At 47.5% G+C, this 20,545-nt stretch carries 24 protein-coding genes; 14 read left to right on the top strand and 10 right to left on the bottom strand.

Features of this window, described 5'->3' with window-relative positions; translation table 11 throughout:
- Positions 1-326: 326 nt before the first annotated feature.
- The 3 genes from BUB73_RS12065 to BUB73_RS16995 are packed head-to-tail and all read right to left on the bottom strand — an operon-like array spanning position 327 to position 2,205.
- Complete coding sequence (locus BUB73_RS12065; RefSeq protein WP_073238353.1) at positions 327-1,658, bottom strand: MATE family efflux transporter; 1,332 nt, start codon at positions 1,656-1,658, stop codon at positions 327-329.
- Between the two features lie 9 nt (positions 1,659-1,667).
- Entirely contained in the window at positions 1,668-1,997 is a 330-nt protein-coding gene (locus BUB73_RS12060; RefSeq protein WP_073159613.1) for a hypothetical protein, read from the bottom strand.
- Complete coding sequence (locus tag BUB73_RS16995; protein ID WP_139259207.1) at positions 1,972-2,205, bottom strand: hypothetical protein; 234 nt, start codon at positions 2,203-2,205, stop codon at positions 1,972-1,974. The genes BUB73_RS12060 and BUB73_RS16995 overlap by 26 nt, the downstream gene beginning before the upstream one ends.
- 212 nt (positions 2,206-2,417) lie before the next feature.
- Between BUB73_RS16995 and BUB73_RS12055 the strand changes: the two genes are divergently transcribed.
- The 6 genes from BUB73_RS12055 (at position 2,418) to BUB73_RS12030 (ending at position 9,702) form a co-directional block, all read left to right on the top strand.
- The gene (locus tag BUB73_RS12055) at positions 2,418-3,524 is read left to right on the top strand and encodes a glycoside hydrolase family 16 protein (protein ID WP_083539764.1); all 1,107 of its coding nucleotides are present in this window, start codon (positions 2,418-2,420) and stop codon (positions 3,522-3,524) included.
- A 137-nt stretch (positions 3,525-3,661) separates the two neighbouring features.
- Entirely contained in the window at positions 3,662-4,357 is a 696-nt protein-coding gene (locus BUB73_RS12050) for a cysteine peptidase family C39 domain-containing protein (protein WP_073286182.1), read from the top strand.
- Between the two features lie 25 nt (positions 4,358-4,382).
- Positions 4,383-5,885, top strand: a complete 1,503-nt coding sequence (locus BUB73_RS12045) for a RimK family protein (protein ID WP_073286179.1) — start codon at positions 4,383-4,385, stop codon at positions 5,883-5,885.
- Positions 5,886-6,001: 116 nt separating this feature from the next.
- The gene (locus tag BUB73_RS12040; protein WP_073286176.1) at positions 6,002-7,252 is read left to right on the top strand and encodes a glutamate-cysteine ligase family protein; all 1,251 of its coding nucleotides are present in this window, start codon (positions 6,002-6,004) and stop codon (positions 7,250-7,252) included.
- Positions 7,253-7,284: 32 nt separating this feature from the next.
- Complete coding sequence (locus tag BUB73_RS12035; protein WP_073286173.1) at positions 7,285-7,935, top strand: N-formylglutamate amidohydrolase; 651 nt, start codon at positions 7,285-7,287, stop codon at positions 7,933-7,935.
- Positions 7,936-8,076: 141 nt separating this feature from the next.
- On the top strand, positions 8,077-9,702 hold the full coding sequence (locus BUB73_RS12030) for a pectate lyase family protein (protein ID WP_088658983.1): 1,626 nt from the start codon (positions 8,077-8,079) through the stop codon (positions 9,700-9,702).
- A gap of 8 nt (positions 9,703-9,710) precedes the next feature.
- Here BUB73_RS12030 and BUB73_RS17370 read toward each other — a convergent pair whose 3' ends face one another.
- Genes BUB73_RS17370 through BUB73_RS12020 form a run of 3 tightly spaced genes read right to left on the bottom strand, consistent with a single transcriptional unit; the run spans position 9,711 to position 10,599 of the window.
- Entirely contained in the window at positions 9,711-9,875 is a 165-nt protein-coding gene (locus BUB73_RS17370) for a hypothetical protein (protein WP_158236684.1), read from the bottom strand.
- Positions 9,872-10,285 (bottom strand): putative toxin-antitoxin system toxin component, PIN family, encoded by a 414-nt coding sequence (locus BUB73_RS12025; RefSeq protein WP_249269455.1) that lies wholly within the window; start codon positions 10,283-10,285, stop codon positions 9,872-9,874. The genes BUB73_RS17370 and BUB73_RS12025 overlap by 4 nt, the downstream gene beginning before the upstream one ends.
- 20 nt (positions 10,286-10,305) lie before the next feature.
- Positions 10,306-10,599: a type II toxin-antitoxin system RelB/DinJ family antitoxin gene (locus BUB73_RS12020; protein WP_073159599.1), complete on the bottom strand. Its 294-nt coding sequence runs from the start codon at positions 10,597-10,599 to the stop codon at positions 10,306-10,308.
- Positions 10,600-10,671: 72 nt separating this feature from the next.
- Here BUB73_RS12020 and BUB73_RS12015 point away from each other — a divergent pair, with 72 nt between their 5' ends.
- Complete coding sequence (locus tag BUB73_RS12015) at positions 10,672-11,991, top strand: ATP-binding protein (protein ID WP_139259206.1); 1,320 nt, start codon at positions 10,672-10,674, stop codon at positions 11,989-11,991.
- A 50-nt stretch (positions 11,992-12,041) separates the two neighbouring features.
- Here the strand turns inward: BUB73_RS12015 and BUB73_RS17365 are convergent, their stop codons facing one another.
- Positions 12,042-12,194 carry a hypothetical protein gene (locus tag BUB73_RS17365; protein WP_158236685.1) on the bottom strand — a complete coding sequence of 51 codons (153 nt, stop codon included), beginning with the start codon at positions 12,192-12,194 and terminating at the stop codon, positions 12,042-12,044.
- 158 nt (positions 12,195-12,352) lie between these two features.
- Positions 12,353-12,553: a type II toxin-antitoxin system RelB/DinJ family antitoxin gene (locus BUB73_RS12010; RefSeq protein ID WP_249269481.1), complete on the bottom strand. Its 201-nt coding sequence runs from the start codon at positions 12,551-12,553 to the stop codon at positions 12,353-12,355.
- A gap of 376 nt (positions 12,554-12,929) precedes the next feature.
- On the opposite strand from BUB73_RS12010, the gene thrS reads away from it, so the two are divergent.
- On the top strand, positions 12,930-14,867 hold the full coding sequence (thrS, locus tag BUB73_RS12005; RefSeq protein WP_073286211.1) for a threonine--tRNA ligase: 1,938 nt from the start codon (positions 12,930-12,932) through the stop codon (positions 14,865-14,867).
- Between the two features lie 83 nt (positions 14,868-14,950).
- Here the strand turns inward: thrS and BUB73_RS12000 are convergent, their stop codons facing one another.
- Complete coding sequence (locus BUB73_RS12000; protein ID WP_073286167.1) at positions 14,951-15,358, bottom strand: putative toxin-antitoxin system toxin component, PIN family; 408 nt, start codon at positions 15,356-15,358, stop codon at positions 14,951-14,953.
- Positions 15,359-15,400: 42 nt separating this feature from the next.
- A complete protein-coding gene (locus BUB73_RS11995) occupies positions 15,401-15,655 on the bottom strand; it encodes a hypothetical protein (protein ID WP_139259205.1) in 255 nt (84 codons plus the stop codon).
- Positions 15,656-16,070: 415 nt separating this feature from the next.
- Here BUB73_RS11995 and BUB73_RS11990 point away from each other — a divergent pair, with 415 nt between their 5' ends.
- The 6 genes from BUB73_RS11990 (at position 16,071) to BUB73_RS11970 (ending at position 20,526) form a co-directional block, all read left to right on the top strand.
- On the top strand, positions 16,071-16,532 hold the full coding sequence (locus BUB73_RS11990) for a hypothetical protein (RefSeq protein WP_073286162.1): 462 nt from the start codon (positions 16,071-16,073) through the stop codon (positions 16,530-16,532).
- A gap of 34 nt (positions 16,533-16,566) precedes the next feature.
- On the top strand, positions 16,567-17,814 hold the full coding sequence (locus BUB73_RS11985) for a hypothetical protein (RefSeq protein WP_170932336.1): 1,248 nt from the start codon (positions 16,567-16,569) through the stop codon (positions 17,812-17,814).
- A 23-nt stretch (positions 17,815-17,837) separates the two neighbouring features.
- Positions 17,838-18,401 carry a hypothetical protein gene (locus tag BUB73_RS11980; RefSeq protein ID WP_073286156.1) on the top strand — a complete coding sequence of 188 codons (564 nt, stop codon included), beginning with the start codon at positions 17,838-17,840 and terminating at the stop codon, positions 18,399-18,401.
- A gap of 206 nt (positions 18,402-18,607) precedes the next feature.
- A complete protein-coding gene (locus BUB73_RS17715; protein WP_249269415.1) occupies positions 18,608-18,955 on the top strand; it encodes a hypothetical protein in 348 nt (115 codons plus the stop codon).
- A complete protein-coding gene (locus BUB73_RS17710; RefSeq protein WP_249269416.1) occupies positions 18,952-19,455 on the top strand; it encodes a His/Gly/Thr/Pro-type tRNA ligase C-terminal domain-containing protein in 504 nt (167 codons plus the stop codon). Before BUB73_RS17715 ends, BUB73_RS17710 begins: the two co-directional genes overlap by 4 nt.
- A gap of 393 nt (positions 19,456-19,848) precedes the next feature.
- Positions 19,849-20,526: a type 1 glutamine amidotransferase gene (locus BUB73_RS11970; RefSeq protein ID WP_073286153.1), complete on the top strand. Its 678-nt coding sequence runs from the start codon at positions 19,849-19,851 to the stop codon at positions 20,524-20,526.
- Positions 20,527-20,545: the final 19 nt, after the last annotated feature.

The raw sequence follows: 20,545 nt of genomic DNA, 5'->3' as shown, positions 1-20,545 counted from the left end.
CAGCCCTTTCCGAGGCCCCCAAAACAAAACGTTTTTATACAGCGAAAAAGCCACTCCCGAAGTGAGTGGCTTAATTCTTTTCCGTTAGACGTTTCAGATTACTTAACCGTAACACCCTTGACCACAGCGCCCTGCTTTACCAGGTAGACGCCTGCATGGAAACGAGCCTTGTGTGCAGCCTTGAGACCGGCAGCCATCAGGCGAACCTGATGAATAGATTCGATATCGGAAGCGCTGGATTCCGGATTCAGAGCAGAGTCGCTGGATTCAATAACTTCTTACTCTTGCAGCGACTTTGACATCTAAAAAAGGTTTAACGCCGTACATTACAAATAGCCGTAAGTTTTTCGCTTACGAATAATGAAGATAGCCGCCATAATAATGGTGGCTATTTCTGCACCCCAAATAGCAAACCAAATACCGTCAATTCCGAAAAGGAGCGGCAGCAACAGCACCGACACCAATTCAAAAACAATGGAACGGCTAGTGGAAATGGTGGCAGAAATTAGGCCATTGTTCAGAGCGGTAAATAAAGATGACGCAAAGATGTTAAAGCCAGAAAGAAGGAAACAGAAACTGATAATGCGGAAGGCATAGACCGTCATATTATAGAGATCTACGTCGTAGCCTACAAAAACTTTCGAAAGCAGGGACGCGGAAGCCTCCGCCAAGCCAAACATGGCAAGACCAGAGACACCAATAATCACAAAGCAGCGTTTGAACAGGTTTTTCAATTCGTCCTTGTTGCGGGCACCGAAATGGTACGAAATGACGGGAGCGATTCCATTACTGAAGCCGATGAACAGCGCAAAGAATACGAAGGTGATGTACATGATGACACTAAAAGCAGCCACACCGTTTTCGCCTGCGAAACGCAACAGCTGATAATCATAAAGCAAAGTCACGATGGAAGAGGAAATCCCGGACAGCAATTCGGAACTTCCATTGAAAGTCGCCTTGATCAAAGCGTGAGGCATCCAACGAGTTTTACCCAGGCGCAAAGTGCTGGAATTCTTGCGGGCGAAATAGACCAGAGGAATAATGCCACCTATGAGGAAACCCACATCCGTAGCCACAGAAGCGCCAAACAAGCCCCAGCCCAGGATGCCCACCAAAAGCCAGTCCAGGAACATGTTGGCAACGCCGGCACCAAGAGTCACATAAAAACACAACTGCGGTTTTTCCGCCGTAATGAACAAGGTCTGGAACATCATCTGCATAATGAAAGGCACAAGTCCCAGTAGAACTATATGACCGTACAAAATACAGTCTGACAACAGGCCGCCTTCGGCTCCCAACATCTTCATCAAAGGTTCCATCAAGAACCAAGTGATAACCGTCAGAAGTACGCCCAGCCCCATGGCCGCATACACAATCAGTGAGAAATATTCATTGGCACGTTTCAAGCGACCGCGACCTTGGGCAGCCGCAATCAAGGCACTACCGCCAATACCGAACATCAGGCCCAGGGTTCCTAGGATCATAATCACGGGCCAGGCCATGTTCACCGCCGCCAGGGACTGTGCCCCCGCATAGTTGGAAACGAAGTAGCCGTCCACAACGCTATAGATGGACGTGAACACCATGGCTGCGATAGAGGGCAGGGTAAACCGCAGAAGCCTAGAATAATTGAAATGGTCAGAAAGTTGGATGGGCATGACTACCTATTAAACAGCAAACTGATCAAGAATAGTTCCCACATAGGTCTGGTAAGGAATGCCAAGGGCGGCGGCCTTTTTCTTCAAACCTTCTACGGTCTTGATTTTCAAACGGAAGGAATAAACTTTCTTTTGCTGTTTTTCATATTCTCTTATAGCCTTGCGTGCACGTTCCAAAGCTTGGTCAACGGACTCGCCAGGTTCGCCAGCAGGGATTACAATACCTTCGCCCACCCCCACTTCGTTTTCTATCTCTTCCAATTCTTCCTTAGTATGCCAATCCTCTACCAAGGTAAAATCGTCATTTATCCTTCTAATCACTTTCAATTTCCGACGCATGAGCTCTCCTTACTGTTACCATAGTATACAAATCACTTTCGGTAACCACAGTCCACCATTTTCCATCAACAAAGCCCGTCATCAAATAACGATTCTGTCGTTGAGGCGATGGTTTCAACCAGTATCGTCCTTTCAAAAGCTGCCCCAGCATTTCTACTGTGAAGCCTCTTTTTTTCATCTGATCGGCCGCATGGTCCGTAATATTCACACACGCCCCCGATCAGAATTTAATATACAAAACGTATTACACTTTGTAAATACACTCATTTTCACAGGTCATTTTTTGTCCGCATAAAAAAAGACCACCTCCGCCACAAGGCAGGAAAGTGATCTAATAAACTATGTTGCATTCGCTAATGCAAGCGAGAATATACAAAAGTTCAATGAGAACTCGACACAAAAGAGATTAAATTTTGAATTATGCAACTGGCAAACGTTCAACGCTACTTTTTTGCACTCCTGTTGGCAAGCGCTAACTTTTTCGCGTGTTCATCAGACAGTCCAGCAGGTACTGACAACAATGCTCCCGAATCAAGTTCCGTGAGTGGCGTTCTGGAAAGTTCCGCAGATGTAGCGCAGGTAAGCTCCGGTGACGCAACGCCGGCAAGTTCTGCCGTGGAGAATCCGTTAAGTTCCGCCGCGGTACCTTCTAGCAGTTCCCAGAATGTCATTCCGAGCGTAGTCGAGGAATCTAGTAGCAGCAACGAGTCTATTTCTAGTAGCTCTGTTGCAGACGTTGCGCAGTCAAGTTCCGCAGACGACCCTGCCAGCAGCGAATCCGCAGGACTCCCCACAGACACCCCCGCCGACCCCACAGCCTTCTGGTCCGACGAATTTAACGGCACCGCCCTGGACCTTACCAAATGGACCTACGAAACAGGAAATTCCGGCTGGGGCAATAACGAACTCCAATACTACACCGACCGTACCGAAAACACCTACGTGAAGGACGGCATCCTCCACATTGCCGCCAAGAAGGAAGACTTCGAAACCGCCAAGTACACTTCCGCCCGAATCATTACCAAGGGCAAGTTCGAATTTACCTACGGCACCATCGAGGCCCGCATCGCCCTGCCCTCCGGCAAGGGAATCTGGCCCGCCTTCTGGATGCTAGGCAAGAACATTGATCAGGTCAGCTGGCCCACCTGCGGCGAAATCGACATTATTGAAGCCGTCAACGACGAAAGCGTAGTCTATGGCACCCACCACTGGGCCCACGAAGGTCAACACGCCGAATACGGCAACAACACCAAGGAATACTACGGTACCTCCTACCCCATGGACATCACCCAGTTCCACAACTACAAAATGACCTGGGACAAGAGCGCCATCACCATGTACGTGGACGATTTCAAGTACCAGGAAATCGGGATTGAGGACGCCGCCGGCGAAATGGGAACCTTCCACAAGGACTTTTTCTTCATCCTAAACGTGGCTGTTGGCGGTACCTGGCCGGGCTTCGAAATCGACGACTCTCAATTCCCCAACGAAATGCTGGTGGACTACATTAGAGTGTATAAAAAATAATTTTTTTGACCCCCTTGTTTTCCTACCTTTTTATTGGTAGTTTTATACATGTCCAATCGACGGTCCAGGATGGCAACCTGACTCCGCCAAGTTCAGGGCCTAGGTCATGTTGACCAGGGCGTTCGACAGAGGCAAAGATGGACATCAAAATCCTGCCGCAGCCTAACGATGTAACCTGCGGCCCCACGAGCCTTCATGCGGTTTATGCTCATCTTGGCTTAAACGTTCCCCTCCACCAACTCATCTCAGAAATTGAATCTCTTGAAGAAGGCGGCACCCTCGGGGTGTTCTTGGGCATAGACGCTTTAAAAAGAGGATTCAAAGCCACCATCTACTCTTACAATCTCAAGATTTTCGATCCCAGCTGGAGCAACTTGAAAATGCCGGAACTGCGCGAAAGACTTTGCGCGCTGCACAAGGCCAAACACGCCCCCAAGCTGAAGAAGGCCATCGAAGCCTACATCCGCTTCATTGACCTTGGAGGAACCATCGCAACCGCCGATTTGCGGGCTAGCATGTTCGAGAAATTCTTTAAGAAGGGCACCCCTGTCCTTTGCGGTCTCTCGGCCACCTATCTCTACAGATGCAAGCGGGAATACACCGACGAAAACGATCGTTCCGTCTCTGACGATATCAAGGGTGACCCCTGCGGACACTTCGTGGTACTCTACGGCCTAGACGAAAAGAAAAACTTTCTGGTGGCAGACCCGGATTGCACAAATCCCCTTTGCAAAGGACCTTACTACAAGGTGGATAAGTTCAGATTGATCCACAGCATTTTACTTGGCGTCATGACCTACGACGGCAACGTTCTTGTAGTAGAAAAGAAGTAGGGAAAAACTTCAACAGAAGACAATCATGAAAAAAATCATCGTGGTGAATAACCCGAAGAACTGGAAACTGAACGTTCCAGGAATTGAAATCGTATCCGCACAGGATTACCTGATCTCCCACAAATACACCGGCGAAAAGAATACCCGCGTATTCAACCTCTGCCGCGATTACAGTTACCAGAGCAAGGGCTACTACGTATCCCTTTTGGCAGAAGCCCGCGGACACAAGGTAATTCCTTGCGTCAAGAACATTCGCGACTTCAAGACCACTGCGGTCATCAAGCATATCTCCGACGAAATCGACAACCTGATTCAAAAAAGTCTTCACAAGCTGACCGGCACGGAATTCGTACTGAGCATTTATTTCGGTCAGAATGTCAGCCCCCAATATCTGGAACTTTCCCAGGAACTTTACCGCCTTTTCCAGGCGCCCTTGCTTCGTGCAAAGTTCATTTTCAAGCAGAAATGGTTTATCCAGAGTATCCGTCCCATTTGCGTCGACGAAATTCCCGAAACCCATATGGAAATGGTGAACAAGTTCGCCCAGGAATACTTCGAAAAGAACCGCTACGTGGCAAGCAAGGAAGAGGATTACCTTTACGACCTGGCCATCCTCACCAACCCTGAAGAAAAGGAGCCTCCCAGCAATGCACAGGCCATCCAGAATTTCATCAAGGCTGCCGAAGAAACAGGTTTCCGCGTAGAACTGATTACCAAGAAGGACTACGCCCGAGTAGGCGAATTTGACGCCTTGTTCATCCGCGAAACTACAAACGTCAATCATTACACTTACAGTTTCGCCCGCCGCGCCCAATCTCTGGGCATTGCCGTCATCGACGATCCGGACAGTATCCTCCGCTGTTCCAACAAGGTCTACCTGCAGGAACTGATGCAGGCCGCCAAAATCCATACCCCCAGAACCATCATCGCCCATTCCGAAAACCGCCATACTTTGGCCAAGGAAATCGGGTTCCCTATGGTGCTCAAGTCCCCGGATTCCAGTTTCTCCTTAGGCGTCAAGAAAGTCTCCAACAAGGAAGAACTGGAAAAGACTCTGGACCAGATGTTCGAACATAGCGACCTGCTTATCGCCCAGGAATTCACCCCCACGGAATTTGACTGGCGCATTGGCGTTCTGGACGGAAAGCCCCTATACGCTTGCAAGTACTATATGGCCAAGGACCATTGGCAGATTTACAACTGGGCCAGCGAAGACAAGGACGAAATCTGCGGCATGTTCGATTGCCTCCCCATCGAAAGCGTGCCCCATGGCGTTGTGAAAACCGCCCTAAAGATTTGCAGCATGATCGGAAACGGATTGTACGGCGTAGATCTTAAGGAATGGAACGGCCACCCCATCGTGGTGGAAGTCAATGACAACCCCAGCATTGACGCCGGCATCGAAGACCAAGTGGGTAAAAAGAAAATCTATTCAGCCATTATGCGATCTTTGCGTCACCGAATTGAAGACCGCCTGAATGCAGCACAACAAAAGATCCTTCAACATGAAAGAGAGTTTTACCTGTAGGAATAAGGGTGCACTGAATACGTCATCCTGAATGGAGCGCAGCGAAATGAAGGATCCAGTGAAATGCTTTATGGATTCTTCGGCATTGCGCTCAGAATGACGAGTGGAGAATAATTATGAACGCATACAAACTTTGGCAAAAATACGGCATCGAGATGGAATACATGATCGTTGACCGTGACAATCTCAATGTTCTCCCTCGTGCTGATGTGCCCCTGGGTCATGACAAGAACGGCGAACAACTTTCCGACGTGGAGCACGGCCCCATTGGCCTTTCCAACGAACTGGTTAGCCATGTTCTGGAACTGAAATGCGCCGAACCGGTGGACCACCTAAAGAATCTGGGAGCCACCTTCCACAAGGAAATTCTCCTTGCCAACGAAAAGCTGAAATCCATAAACGCCATGCTCCTGCCTAGCGCAGCCCACCCCTTTATGGATCCGGCAGAAATGCAGTTGTGGCCCTATGACTGCAACGAAATCTACGAGACCTATGACCGCATTTTCAACTGCAAGGGTCACGGCTGGGCCAACCTGCAGAGCACCCACATCAACCTGAGCTTCAATGGTGACGAAGAATTTGGAAAACTGCACGCCGCTATTCGCGCGCTGTTGCCCCTGATTCCCGCCATCGCCGCCTCCAGCCCCTTCCTGGATGGAAAATACTGCGGTTTCCTGGATGGCCGTATTGAAACCTACCGCCACAATCAGGATAGAGTCCCTAGCATTGCAGGGCTCGTGATTCCGGAAGCCGTCTTTACCTACGAAGACTATAACAAGCAGATTTTCGAGAAGGTAAAGAAGGACATCGCCCCCCACGATCCGGAACACCTGCTGAACCATTTCTTCCTAAACAGTCGCGGAGCCATCGCCCGCTTTGACCGCGGTGCGGTGGAAATCCGCCTGGTGGATATTCAGGAATGCCCCGATGCAGACATCGCCATCGCCGAATGGGAAGTGGCAGTCTTGAAGGGCCTTACTGAAGGCGCCTTCAACGGCATCGATTCCAGCAGCGCCCTGAAACGCGTAAAAGCTTTGGAAACGGAGGCCTTGGCAAAGATCCTGATGGACACCACCCGCTTTGCAGAAAAGACCATCATCCGCGACAGAAACTTCCTGATTACCTTCGGCATTGAAGCTAGCGAAATCACTGCCGGCGAACTGATCAAGAAAATCACATCAAAGGTCCAGTCCAAGATTTCCGCACACTCACAGGAACTGCTCCTCAAGATGTTCAAGCGCGGAACACTTGCAAGCGCCTTGGTAAAAAATGTAGGCACCAATCCCGGCCGCGATGACTTTGTTTGCGAATATGGTCGCCTTGCCCGTTGCCTTGCAGAAAACACCCTCTACGGAGTTGAAGAGTAATCCCTCAATATGCGCAAAAGCGCGAGACATCTATGTTCAACGATTTCAAACTACTCCTCTCCTGCGAACATGCCCATAACGCTGTTCCCGCCTTCGCCAGGAACCTGAACATTCCCTGCGAAATTTTGGAATCTCATCGGGGTTACGACTATGGTGTTTATGACATCTATAAACGTCTTGTCAAACAGGAAAAGCCCGATTTCTACTGCGCTGGAAAATACAGCAGACTTTTTATCGACCTGAATCGAAGCCTATGGAACCATAGCGTGTTCAGCGAATTCTGGGATTCCATCAAGGACAATCAGGGGGACGCAAAATATTTCGCCCTAAGAAAGAGAGCCTTCGCCTACTATCTGGGTTACCGCAATGCCGTAGAAGAATACGTCAGCACCACCGCAGCAACAACACCCGTTCTACATCTGGCGATCCACAGTTTTACGCCGGTACTGAACGGCAAGGAAAGGGACGCCGACATCGGCATTCTCTTTGACCCGAGCCGTCCCCAAGAAAACATGATTGCAAACGTAATCATCAGCGAAATTCACGCTAGGGCCCCGGAACTGAAAGTTCGTAAAAACTTTCCCTACCAAGGAAAAACCGACGGACTGTGCACCACCCTTCGCAAGCTGACACCCCATTACGCAGGCTTTGAGATAGAGTTCAATCAGAAACTGTTTGGGTGAGTTGCTAATTCTCCTCAATACAGCCCCCAAAAAGTAGAATTGTCCAAAGACAACGGTTTTTGAACGCTTCCTAGACTTTTTCATCGTATTTTTCCTGAAAAACATTAGATTTACAGCTGGTGTTAAAAAGGGATTGTTTGTATGAAAAATTTTCTAAGCTCAGCTCTGATTTTGTCCTTCGGGATCTCCGCAGCATCTGCCGCTGAACCTCTGTTGGCATTCCCCTCTGCCGAGGGATTTGGCCGCTTCACTTTGGGCGTTCGCGCCGCCAGCGCTCCTGAAGTTTATCACGTCACCAACTTAGACGACTCCGGCACAGGCTCCTTGAGAGACGCCGTCAGTAAAGACGGACGTATTGTGGTCTTCGACGTCAGTGGCATTATCAAGCTGAAGAGTACCTTGGTTTTCAAGGGCAACTCCATCATTGCCGGGCAAACGGCCCCAGGGGATGGCGTTGTGGTTTACGGCGATCGCGTTTCCTTTTCTGGCGCCAAGAACTTGATTATTCGCCACATGCGTTTCCGCATGGGTAAAAGTGCGCCTAGCGGCAAGAAGGATGCCGCCGGTGTGGCTAACGGCACCGATATGATTTTTGACCATCTGTCCATTAGCTGGGGCCGCGATGAAACCTTCTCCATTAGCTGGGACAACAAGGGTAGCAAACCCGCAAACATTACCATCCAGAATTCCATTATCGGCCAAGGACTGCACGACCATTCCTGCGGAGGCCTGATACAAACTGATGGCGGTGTAACCTTATTCCGCAATTTGTACATTGATAACAAGACTCGTAACCCGAAGGTGAAGGGTCTGAACCAGTTTGTAAACAACGTGGTTTATAACTGGGGCGGAGGCGGCGGCTACATTATGGGTGATTCCGAAGGGAACTCCTGGGCCGCAGTAGAAGACAACTACTTTATTGGCGGCCCCAATTCCAGCGGCACATCCGCCTTTACCCGCGGCACACAAACGTTCCAGATTTACCAGAAGGGCAACTATATCGACGCCGATGGAAATGGACAGCTGGGCGGATCCCTGGCGACCACAGAATCCGACGGATCTTTCTACGGGTCTAAAACGGTAGCATCGCACGATAGTTTCGAAAACTTGCCCGTAGCCTTTGCAGCCATCACCCAGCAGACATCCGCCAAGGAAGCCTACAATTACATCGTAAAAGAAGTAGGCGCCTCTTACCCCGCACGCGATGACGTTGACAAATACATGATTGACGAATTGACTTCTCTGGGGAAAAAGGGTGCTATCATTTCTGACGAAGCAAGCTTAAGCCTCGCCAATGTGGTTGGCAACTTTAAAGACGGCACCAAGACCGACACAGACAAAGATGGCATTCCCGATGAATGGGAAGAGAAAATGGGTTTGAATAAGAACGATCCCAGCGACGCCTTGAAAAAGGACGCATCTGGCTACCTGAATATGGAAATCTACCTGAACGGATTAGTGGACGGATACACAAAACCCGTTGAGGATGACTCCACCAAGGTCCCCGATATTGAAACGCCCGCGGATAGTACCGAAATAGGGGAAATTCCTGCTGACAGTTCTGAAGTAGAAAAGAATCCTGCAGATAGTACGGACCCCACTGCAATAGCAAAGGATATGCAAATCGCCCCAAAGAGCGGCATGGCCACCGTCCACGTTTTCAATCCCATGGGACAAAGAATCGCCATCCGCCAAGTCTATATAGAAGAAGGCAAAAAGATTTCAATCCCAGGAACGCCTCGAAACAGCATCTACGTGGTGAAGTAATCTGAACTTCAGAACACGAAAGAAGAATCCCAAATTTTGGGATTCTTTTTCGCATTGGATAGTTCCCTGGATTTTCTATTCAGGACTTTAGCAACACTATCGTCAGTCACATTGTAATCCTTGCGCCATTTTTCAAGTTCCTCAAGAAACGACTTTTCATGTTCGTTCTTCACACCCCCTCCTTCACAAGAATTTCTAGAAACTCTCGAGGAGTTACAACAAAAGAAACTCCTGGAAAATGTTTGGTATTCCCCATTACAAGCGACGCATCCTTGTCACGGCAAGCAAGAGCAACATCATAGAACACAATGTCCTTGGGATCGGGAAGTACAACTCCGCTTTCTGGAGCATCAACGTTTATACAAAGGCTTTTGATATTTTCCAAAGTTTCGCAAACCGCTTTTTCGTCAAGCTCAAACTTAGGTCTAGAAAGGACTTCTTTGTATTCCGCAAGAATAGCGTCATTAACAAGCAATTGCACTTTCCCAGCAAAAAGTTCGTGCATCACCAACATTACAGGAGACAAAGGATTCTTCGTCAACAAAGATGACACAATGACATTAGTGTCAATAACAGCGTACACCACGAGCTCCTCCGCCGTTGTTACTTTCCCGCGCGGTAGGCTGAAATTTCTGCTTCGATTTCTTCTTCACTCATTCCTGCGGCAGGGCCTTGCTGGGCCTGATTGCGCAACTCCATAAACGCATTCCAACCTTTATTGGCAGAGTAAGTAGCGCGAGGTTCGCGAACTTCAAAGGGAATCGCCTTTTCAGCCACAGCTCGCTTTAAGAAAACGCGAATGGCCGTTGGAAGGTCCATCCCCATCTTGTCAAAAAGATCGGCAGCCTCGTTCTTGAGGTCTTCATCCATACGAATCTGTAGCACAGTAGTTGCCATAAACGCCTCGCATTACAAGTTCAATACATTACAAAAATATGCAAGGCGAGCGAAGCACCCAAATGTTCACATTTGGGTATTTCCGAGCCGAAGCAATTTTATCAAAATATAATACAAACCATTACACAAAGCAAGGTTTGTGTATTTTCAATCATCCGTTCTGACATTGATTATTGTGGAAATATCAAATTTAACTTGAAATTTCCACAATGTATTAGTTATATTCTAGGCATGGTTTCTAGAAAAATTGAAGAAAAAATCCTTTCTGAAGGAATAAAGTACCCTGTCATAACGATTGTCGGGCCAAGGCAATCCGGCAAAACTACTTTGGCAAAAAAACTGTTTCCTAATTACAAGTATGTAAACTTGGAACAACGAGATTTGAGAGATTTTGCCCACAGAGACCCCAAGGGATTCCTGGCATCCCATAAGCCGCCCATTATCCTTGACGAAATCCAGAATTGCCCGGAATTGCTGAGCCAGGTACAGGTGGAAGTTGACCGCACCGGGCTGGATGCTCAATTTGTAATCACTGGTAGCCAGCAACTTTTATTGAGCCAAGCGATATCCCAGAGCCTCGCCGGACGAACAAGTATCTTCACATTGTTGCCTTATTCCATTTCCGAAATTTCAAATTACAACAAAGATTTTTCTCGAGGTGAATTCATTTTAAATGGAGGCATGCCTCGCCTCTACGAGAAAAATCTTGAAGCGGAAAGTTACTATCGCGACTACATCCAAACATACATTGAACGAGATGTCCGAACCTTAATTAATGTCAAGGATCTTCGCAAGTTTGAGCTGTTTCTCACATTACTGGCAGGCAGAGTTGGGCAAATAATCAATTACTCCAGCTTGGCAGGCGATGTCGGCGTAAGTTCTACAACTCTCAAGGAATGGCTTTCCGTTTTGGTAGCAAGCCACATTGTATTTACATTGCAGCCGTGGTTTGGCAATGTTACCAAGCGCTTGACAAAATCGCCAAAGGTATTCTTTGTAGATACGGGTATTCCGTGCTCGCTGCTCTCCCTGACAAATGCAGAGCGTGTTGAAAAAGATGGCTTGTTCGGCAACCTGTTTGAAAACATGGTTATACTCGAAGCCATGAAAGCTCGACTGAATGCTGGCAAAAAAACAGACCTTTACTTTTTACGAACAGAATCTGGCATTGAAATCGACTTGCTAGATGTTAGAGGCGGATCCGTCGTTCCGTACGAAATCAAAGCCAGCGATTCCATTGTGCCGGAATTTTTCAAGAACTTCACCAAAGCCGAAAGCTTTGTTCCAAATTTTGAAGGAAAACAAGGCGGCCTGATTTACTCCGGCGATGAAATGGATTCTTACATGGAGCGCAGAATTTTCAACTACAAGAAGTTGGATACTGTGTTTTAATTTTTGGTACGGAAATCGCTACAATTTCAAAAATTCCCAGTTAGGTTCTGCTATCCCCAAATTTTTGAAACCTTTTTGATATTAGGCAGTTCCTGAGATTTGTTATTTAAAACCTTAGAGACGCTATCGTCAGTTACATCTTTATCATTACGCCATTTTTCAACTTCTTCTAGAACCGAGTTCTGTTGCGCGTTCTTTTTCACAGGTACTCCTTTGCAAGAATTTCTAGAAATTCAACGACTTTAGAAGGGATTGAATTCTCTGAATTTTACTTGCCAGAACGATAGGCTGTAATTTCTGCTTCGATTTCTTCTTCACTCATCCCTGCAACTCCGTTAGCTTCGGCTTGAGCCTGCAAGGCTCACAAGGCAGCAATGCCCCTATTTGCGGAATAGGCAGCGCGGGGTTCGCGAACTTCAAAGGGAATCGCCTTTTCAGCCACAGCTCGCTTTAAGAAAACGCGAATTGCAGTGGGAAGGTCCATCCCCATCTTGTCAAAAAGATCCGCGGCCTCGTTCTTGAGGTCTTCATCCATACGAATCTGTAGCACAGTAGTTGCCATAAACGCCTCGCATTACAAGTTCAATACATTACAAAAATATGCAAGGCGAGCGAAGCACCCAAATGTTCACATTTGGGTATTTCCGAGCCGAAGCAATTTTATCAAAATATAATACAAACCATTACACAGAGCAAGGTTTATATTACCATAGCGCGTTAGGGATGGAAGTGGCGAAGCCATTCGGACTCGCAAAGCGAGGCTGAACGGACGGCGAGCCTTGCGAGCCGATAACGCGACAGCCCGGCCGCGGGCTGATGCCGCGGCAACGCCCAAAAGCCGTTTGCCACGACGCTCTCCAAATTCTATGTTTGGCCGCACCGTCAGATGTCGTATTTCTGCGGAACCGGGCAAGAACTGCCCAAAAAAGGAAATTATTATGTCTCAAATCAACCTCACCATGCCCGATGGCAGCGTACGTACCGTTGAATCTGGCACCACCGGCCTCGAAATCGCAAAGAGCATTTCTGAAGGCCTCGCACGCAAGGCTCTCGGCGTTAAGCTGGGCGACAAGGTCCTGGACCTTTCCCGCCCCCTGACCGAAGATGGCGCTTTCAAGATCATCACTCCAAACAATGACGATCCGGATTGCTTGATGCTCTTGCGCCACTCCTGCAGCCACGTGATGGCAGAAGCCATCTGCGACCTGTTCCCCGGCACCAAGCTGGCTTACGGTCCCGCAGTTGAAAAGGGTTTCTACTACGATTTGATGACACCCACTCCGCTTCAGCAGTCTGATTTCGAAAAGATCGAAAAGCGCATGAAGGAAATCATCAAGGAAGACCGCCCGTTCACTCGCGTGGTTGTTTCCGGTGAAGAAGGCCTGAAGCGCACCGCTGGCGACAAGTACAAGACCGACAACGCCGAACGCGCACTGACTCGCGAAGGCGCCGACGGCACCCTGAGTTTCTATGCTAACGGCGAACCGGGCAAGAACTGGGAAGACCTCTGTGCAGGTCCTCATGTCCCGAGCACTGGCAAGCTGAAGTCCTTCAAGCTGCTCTCCCTCGCAGGTGCATACTGGCACGGCGACCAGAACAGCGACCAGCTGACCCGAGTTTATGGCACCTGCTTTGCCGACAAGGAAGGCCTGGAAACTTATTTGAAGTTCCTTGAAGAAGCCGAAAAGCGCGACCACCGCCGCATCGGTAAGGAAATGGACCTCTACCACATCGAAGACCATTCTCCTGGCATGGTGTTCTGGCACCCCAACGGCACCAAGATGGTGAACGCCCTCAAGGACTACATCCGTGGTAAGATCGACCGTCGTGGCTACCTGGAAGTGATTACTCCGGAAATCGTGAACAAGACTTTGTGGATCAAGTCCGGTCACGCCGACAAGTACAACGAAAACATGTTCAAGACCATGGCTGGCGACGTTGAAATGGCTGTGAAGCCCATGAACTGCCCCTGCCATATCCAGATTTTCAACACCGGCCTCCGTAGCTGGCGTGACCTTCCGATGCGTCTTGCAGAATTCGGTAAGTGCCACCGTTACGAACCGGCCGGTACCATGCACGGTTTGATGCGTGTTCGCGGCTTTGTTCAGGATGACGCTCATATCTTCTGTACCGAAGAACAGATCGCATCCGAAGTGGCTGACTTCTGCGCTCTCGTGAAGGAAATCTACCACGACTTCGGTTTCGATTCCATCGTGGTGAAGTTCTCTACCCGTCCGGAACGCCGCGTGGGTTCTGACGAACTGTGGGACAAGGCAGAAGCAGCTCTTGAAGAAGCCACCAAGCTTGCAGGCCTCGACTACATCTTGAACCCGGGCGAAGGCGCCTTCTATGGCCCGAAGCTTGAATTCACCTTGAAGGACTCTCTCGGCCGTGATTGGCAGTGCGGAACCATCCAGGTGGACTTCAACCTGCCCCAGCGTCTCGGTGCTGAATATGTGGGTAAGGACAACCAGAAGCACATCCCCGTTATGCTGCACCGCGCAGCCGTGGGTTCCATCGAACGCTTCCTGGGCATCCTTATCGAAGAATTCATGGGCGATTTCCCGCTGTGGTTGGCTCCGGTCCAGGCACGCGTCCTCCCCATTTCTGAAAAGTTCGCTGAATACGCCCACAAGGTGGAACGCGAACTGGTGAACGCCGGCGTCCGCTGCGACATCGACGAATCCAACGAAAAGCTTGGCTACAAGTTCCGTCAGTGCGAACTCCAGAAAATCCCCTATAAGATTATTGTAGGTGAAAAGGAAATGGCCGAAGGCAAGGTTGCAGTCAACAAGCGTAAGGAAGGCGATAAGGGTCAGATGACCGTCGCTGAGTTCCTCGCAATGACAGCTGACGATCGCAAGGTTGTTCGCTAATCGTCCAATATGTCATGCCGGACACCGTTCCGGCATCGCTTTTTAAATTTGAAACGCAGACTCCCCGAGCCTGCGTTTTTCATTTATAAACCTAATTTATTCAAAAACTCCGAATACGAAAGAATTGGTATTCCAGCATGGCTTTCTAGTTCCGTCAAATCCTTGTCGCCACTTATAATGAAATCAACAGGAACGCTTTCTGCCATTGACAATATAAAGAGATCCTTAATGTCCCTAATAGGTGATTCAGCTTGTATTGTGATTGGAGTCCAATGACAAACATTATCTACCATATCAACAAACGCTTGCCGAGATTCTTGAGAAATAATAACGTTAAATTTCGGACGAGCTATCACAGTTTGAATTTCATCTAGCAACAGCTCGCTCATATAAACCTGAACATCATTACGGCATAAAACATCGGCAAGCGAAGCAAGCCGCTTGCCTATCATGAATGATATCCACAAATTTGTGTCGAACAGGACCTTCATTTCCCGTAACGGACCGCGTTGACTTCAGCGGCGATTTCTTCATCAGTCATCATCGGAGTCTTGGGACATGAATCGACGAATTTCTGGACAATGCTCCGCTTTGACCGCACGGTCCAGCCCATGCGATTCGCTAGCGTCTCCATGATACCCAAATCCTGGGTTGGAATTGTCAAAACAAGATCTTCCATAAAAATCCTCGCCCTTAAAATACATTTTTTCTTCAAAAACGCCAACAATGTCCCCCCGCTGATTGATTTGAAACACCATAAAAAGCCCTTTTTCACCATCTTTTTTCAATTAAAAGGGCTATTCAGCTACAGTATTTCGACAGTTTTCAATGGAAATTGCAAAATAAGAACGGTTCTGCAGCCAATGAAAGAAACTGAACTTTATGATTTTATATATATTTAAAAACATAATAAATGGAGTTTTTATAAGCACATAGAAAACGAAATAACATTTTAGTAGAGCAACGCTCTTGTTCTTGACGCAGAAACCTAGACAATTTCTTTTAGTTCATGAGAATAAGATGCAGATGCTCACGCCCCCACTGGGGCGTGGGTCGTTTGTAGATTCATGAACAGGCTTTGTCTAGGGCCTCTGCTTCGGATCCAACGACACCACGCCTTTTTTTATGCGCTGATTGTCGCCGCAAGTCCGCTTGAGGTTGCCCTAAAGGACTAAAAATTTTCAAAAAAAGGCTAACACGCAAATGGGCTTTAGAGCATTAAAAATGACGCTTTTTCTTCTGTTTGGAATATCCTCTGCGGATTCCATTCAAGATGAACTATATCAGTGGGTTCATCAAAGTATAGAACCTGAACAAATTTTAAAATATTCGGTAGAGACCTTATGCGATGAACTTGACAACAATGAATTAGCCTTAAAAGAAAAAATATCAGGTCAGAAAATGATTGTACTTGGAGAACTAAAATCTGTCGAAGAAGTTGAATCTAATTTTTGGACTAGTCAAAGTCATCATTTATTGGTGACTCTTCGTAGCTCTGATTCAAAACCGTTTAGCTGTTATGTCGAGGGGGCATTTTCTCTTGATAATACAGACAAATTACGTTCTTTACAAAAGAGTGAAAAGGTTAAAATAAAATGCAACACGTTCAATATCGGAAGTTTTTCAACCATAAAAGGAGATGATTGTGAGTTGCTTTCTAAATAAATCCATTTCGAAAATTACTTTGTTGATTTTTGGAATGTCTGGAGCTGTATTTGGCACGATATGCCAAAATGTTCAAGAAGAGAGCGAAGGAGTCTATGTCTGTAACGGAATCACAGTTTCTGATGAGGAGACGAATATTCCCGAAAACGCTAAATATTTGAAAGTTTATTGGGGAGAACATCTTGCCATCGTGGCAGAATGCTCCAACGAAGAACTAAACGGAATTGTAAGACTAGAATATCCTCCCAGTCCAGACAACTGCACTTTTCAACGAGTTTCTTATTATCGAGCCGATGTGGAATATTCACGGATCTTTAAAAATTGCAATTACGTGATTCCTCGCTACGAATATCGTTCTGCGCGTAACTACGGCCTTTTGGCCAGCGATATCGAAAAAGACGGAAACTTTTGGAAAGTAAAATCTTTAGAGAAAGCTGACGGAGCGTTAAGCGGATGGAACGACAAGTGGTTTATACATCCAGAAGAATGTAAACATGAAGCAGACAAACTATGTTATGACGACATACTCCTGTCCATAGACGGAAAGAAGGCGCAGGGGGCCTTTAGTGAGGTTTATAGGTTGCTGATGGGCGAAATCGGTTCTGTCGCCACCGTGCAGGTTCGCAGACAAGTAGACGGAAAAACCGAGACCCGTGAAATAAATGTACAGAGAAGGATTGCATGGGAATTGGATTCTCTCAAGAGATTTTACGACGACGGATCAGTTCGTTCTCGGATGATTTATCCATCGCCTACAAGTGACAGTTCCTTACAAGAAAATTGGTTCTATGAATCTGGAAACCTAAAAGCAATTACGCCATATACACATAAATATGGAACGAATGCTGTGAAAGTTGGCGTGGAAAAGGGATTTTACGACTCCGGGGAACTTAAATATACATTACCGCTCATAAAAGGGAAAAGGGACGGTCTTGGTAAACAGTTCTATCAACGTGGCTCATTGCTTTTTGAAACGCCTTATAAAAATGATATGCAGGAGGGCATTGAAAAGCAATACTATGAAAACGGAGTCCTTAATTGGGAAACGCCTTTTAAGTACGGTAAGGTTAGCGGAATAGAAAAAGGTTATTACTCATCAGGAAAACTGTATAGAACAAACACTTACAAAGATGGCGTAATGGACGGAGTTTCCAAGGTCTATTTCGAGAATGGAAAGTTAGCCGGATCAGGAAAATTCCGCAAGGGAGAGCTTGTCGGATATTTCAAGTGTACTGATGGTCGGGTCGGAACAGAAAAAATTGACTGCACAGAAGGCTATTAATGGTAATTATCAAGGAGTAAAAAATGAATTTAGACAAAGTAATAAATAAGACTGTAGAACGATATGAAAAAATATTGGATAACTACTATCCATCGTTTGGTTCTACCGGGTTTACAGAACGAAATCTAACTTTTAATTTTTGCAGCTGTTTCTACAATATAGCCGCTGAAAAAGATTTAGTTATATGGCAAGAAGTTCCGATAGAAAATAGTAAGTCCAATAAGAAAGAACACTTTGATTCTCTAATTATAAGTAGAAAAGCGAAAAAACTTTATCTAGTTGAAGCGAAAAGAATAAACAGCAAAAACAAAATTGATTCCGTTGAATCTGATTTGAAAAGAATAAGAAACAACTGGAAGAATATTAATATTGATGAGGAAACCAAAGGATATTCCAAACATGCAGTCATTATTGCAGACATATGGATTCCTCATAGTAATGAAAAGGCAAAAAAGGCCAAAGAATACTTATTAAAACAATTCAACAACAAATTCAAAAACGCAATAATAAAAGAAGTAAAGAAGAAAAACGGTCCGCTTACAGAAAAAGAGCGATACTATATTCTCTGTTATGTTGAAGAATTGTAAATTCAGAAAAATATTTCGGCATCTGCGTTAGGGATAGTGACCCCTTGGGGACAAGACTCGCGGAGCGAGGCTTGGTTCTGGGAGGTGAGTGGCAAGCGTAAGCGCAGCCGATCACCCCCAGAATATAGCCCGACCCACGAAGTGGGGAACGCTCAAAATAATCGCCAGCGAAGTGGCTGACTTCTGCGCTCTCGTGAAGGAAAAGTGTGCAAGCGAGTGTCGCGACAGGCTGCTTGCAGACTGGCATGACCGAGCGCAGCCACGGACGCCGAAGGCGTCAAATCTACCACGACTTCGGTTTTGATTCCATCGTGGTGAAGTTCTCTACCCGTCCGGAACGCCGCGTTGGTTCTGACGAACTTTGGGACAAGGCAGAAGCCGCTCTCGAAGAAGCCACCAAGCTTGCTGGCCTCGACTACATTCTGAACCCGGGCGAAGGCGCCTTCTACGGCCCGAAAAGCTTGCAAACCGAGCGTCGCGACGAAATGCTTGCATTTCGGCATGACCGAGGGCAGCAGCGGACGCCATCGGCGTCCAGCTTGAATTCACCTTGAAGGATTCCCTCAGCCGTGATTGGCAGTGCGGTACCATCCAGGTGGACTTCAACCTGCCCCAGCGCCTTGGTGCTGAATATGTGGGTAAGGACAACCAGAAGCACATCCCCGTTATGCTGCACCGTGCAGCCGTGGGTTCCATCGAACGCTTCCTGGGCATCCTCATCGAAGAATTCATGGGTGACTTCCCGCTTTGGCTCGCTCCGGTCCAGGCACGCGTCCTCCCGATTTCCGAAAAGTTCGCTGAATACGCCCACAAGGTGGAACGCGAACTGGTGAACGCCGGCGTCCGCTGCGACATCGACGAATCCAACGAAAAGCTGGGCTACAAGTTCCGTCAGTGCGAACTCCAGAAGGTTCCGTACAAGATCATCGTTGGCGAGAAGGAAATGAACGAAGGCGTCGTTTCTGTGAACAAGCGTAAGGAAGGTGACAAGGGTCAGATGACCGTCGCAGAATTCCTCGCTATGACCGAAGACGACCGCAAGGTTGTTCGCTAATCAACGCAAGTGAAAGCCGCGGCATCCGTCGCGACTCTGACATTAAAAAGTCCTCGAGGTTACGCCTCGGGGACTTTTTGCATTTCATTAACTACCTTTACCCTTCGTCAATCATGTTAGCAGGTTTTCATTCAGAAATTCCAAACAGGGCTTAGCTTAAACAAAATCAAGAGCTATATCAGAGAGTCAATTTTAGACTATTGCGAAGATATTCAGGAGAGATACGAATCAAGTCTCTCCGAAAAAAAATAATGTCAATGTTTCCACCAATGGTTCTTGTACCATAGACACGCTCTACTCCTCCAACAGACAAATGCAATTGAACTATTCGGAATCCTGCTTTTAATTTTTGACATTACAGGCGTTTATTATATTTCGGTCAAAGGTATTTTTATGGACGTCTATATTTTTCAGCACGTGGAATACGAAGGCCCGGGAGCCATTCTCCCCTATTTGCAGGCCAAGGGTCATAAAGTTCATGTAGTCCGTCTCTACGCCGGTGACAGGATTCCCCACGAAGACGAAGTGGATTTCGCCATCATGATGGGCGGTCCCATGAGCGTCCTGGACGAAGCCGACTATCCTTATTTCGTTCGTGAAAAGGAACTGTGTCGCGACATGGTTCAGTTGGGCAAGCCCATTCTCGGCATCTGTCTGGGCGCACAGATGATTGCCAGCGCTTTCGGTGCCGCCATCCGCAGAAGCCCCGAAAAGGAAATCGGTTGGTTCCCCGTGGAATGGGAAAACGGAATGTCCGAATCTATGACAGCATTCCATTGGCATGGCGAAACGTTTGACATTCCCAAACAGGCCGTAGCCTTGGCCCGTAGCGAAGCATGCCCCCGTCAGGCATTCCGCCTGGGCAGCGCATTGGCATTGCAGTTCCATCTGGAAACCACCTTGGAATCTATGGAAAGCATGTTGAAAAACGGGGCCGAAGAAATTGAATCGGCATCCGGTTGCAAGTACGTTCAGAGCGTCGAGGACATCCGAAAAACATGCGCCGAAAACATCGGCAAGAACAACGACACCCTGGTAAAGATACTGGATTTTATGTTGGCCAAAAAGTAATCGCAACAGGATACGGAGT

It is taken from the genome of Fibrobacter sp. UWH6, from assembly GCF_900142465.1.
Taxonomy (GTDB): domain Bacteria; phylum Fibrobacterota; class Fibrobacteria; order Fibrobacterales; family Fibrobacteraceae; genus Fibrobacter.
This window is presented reverse-complemented; position numbering and strand designations above follow the sequence as displayed.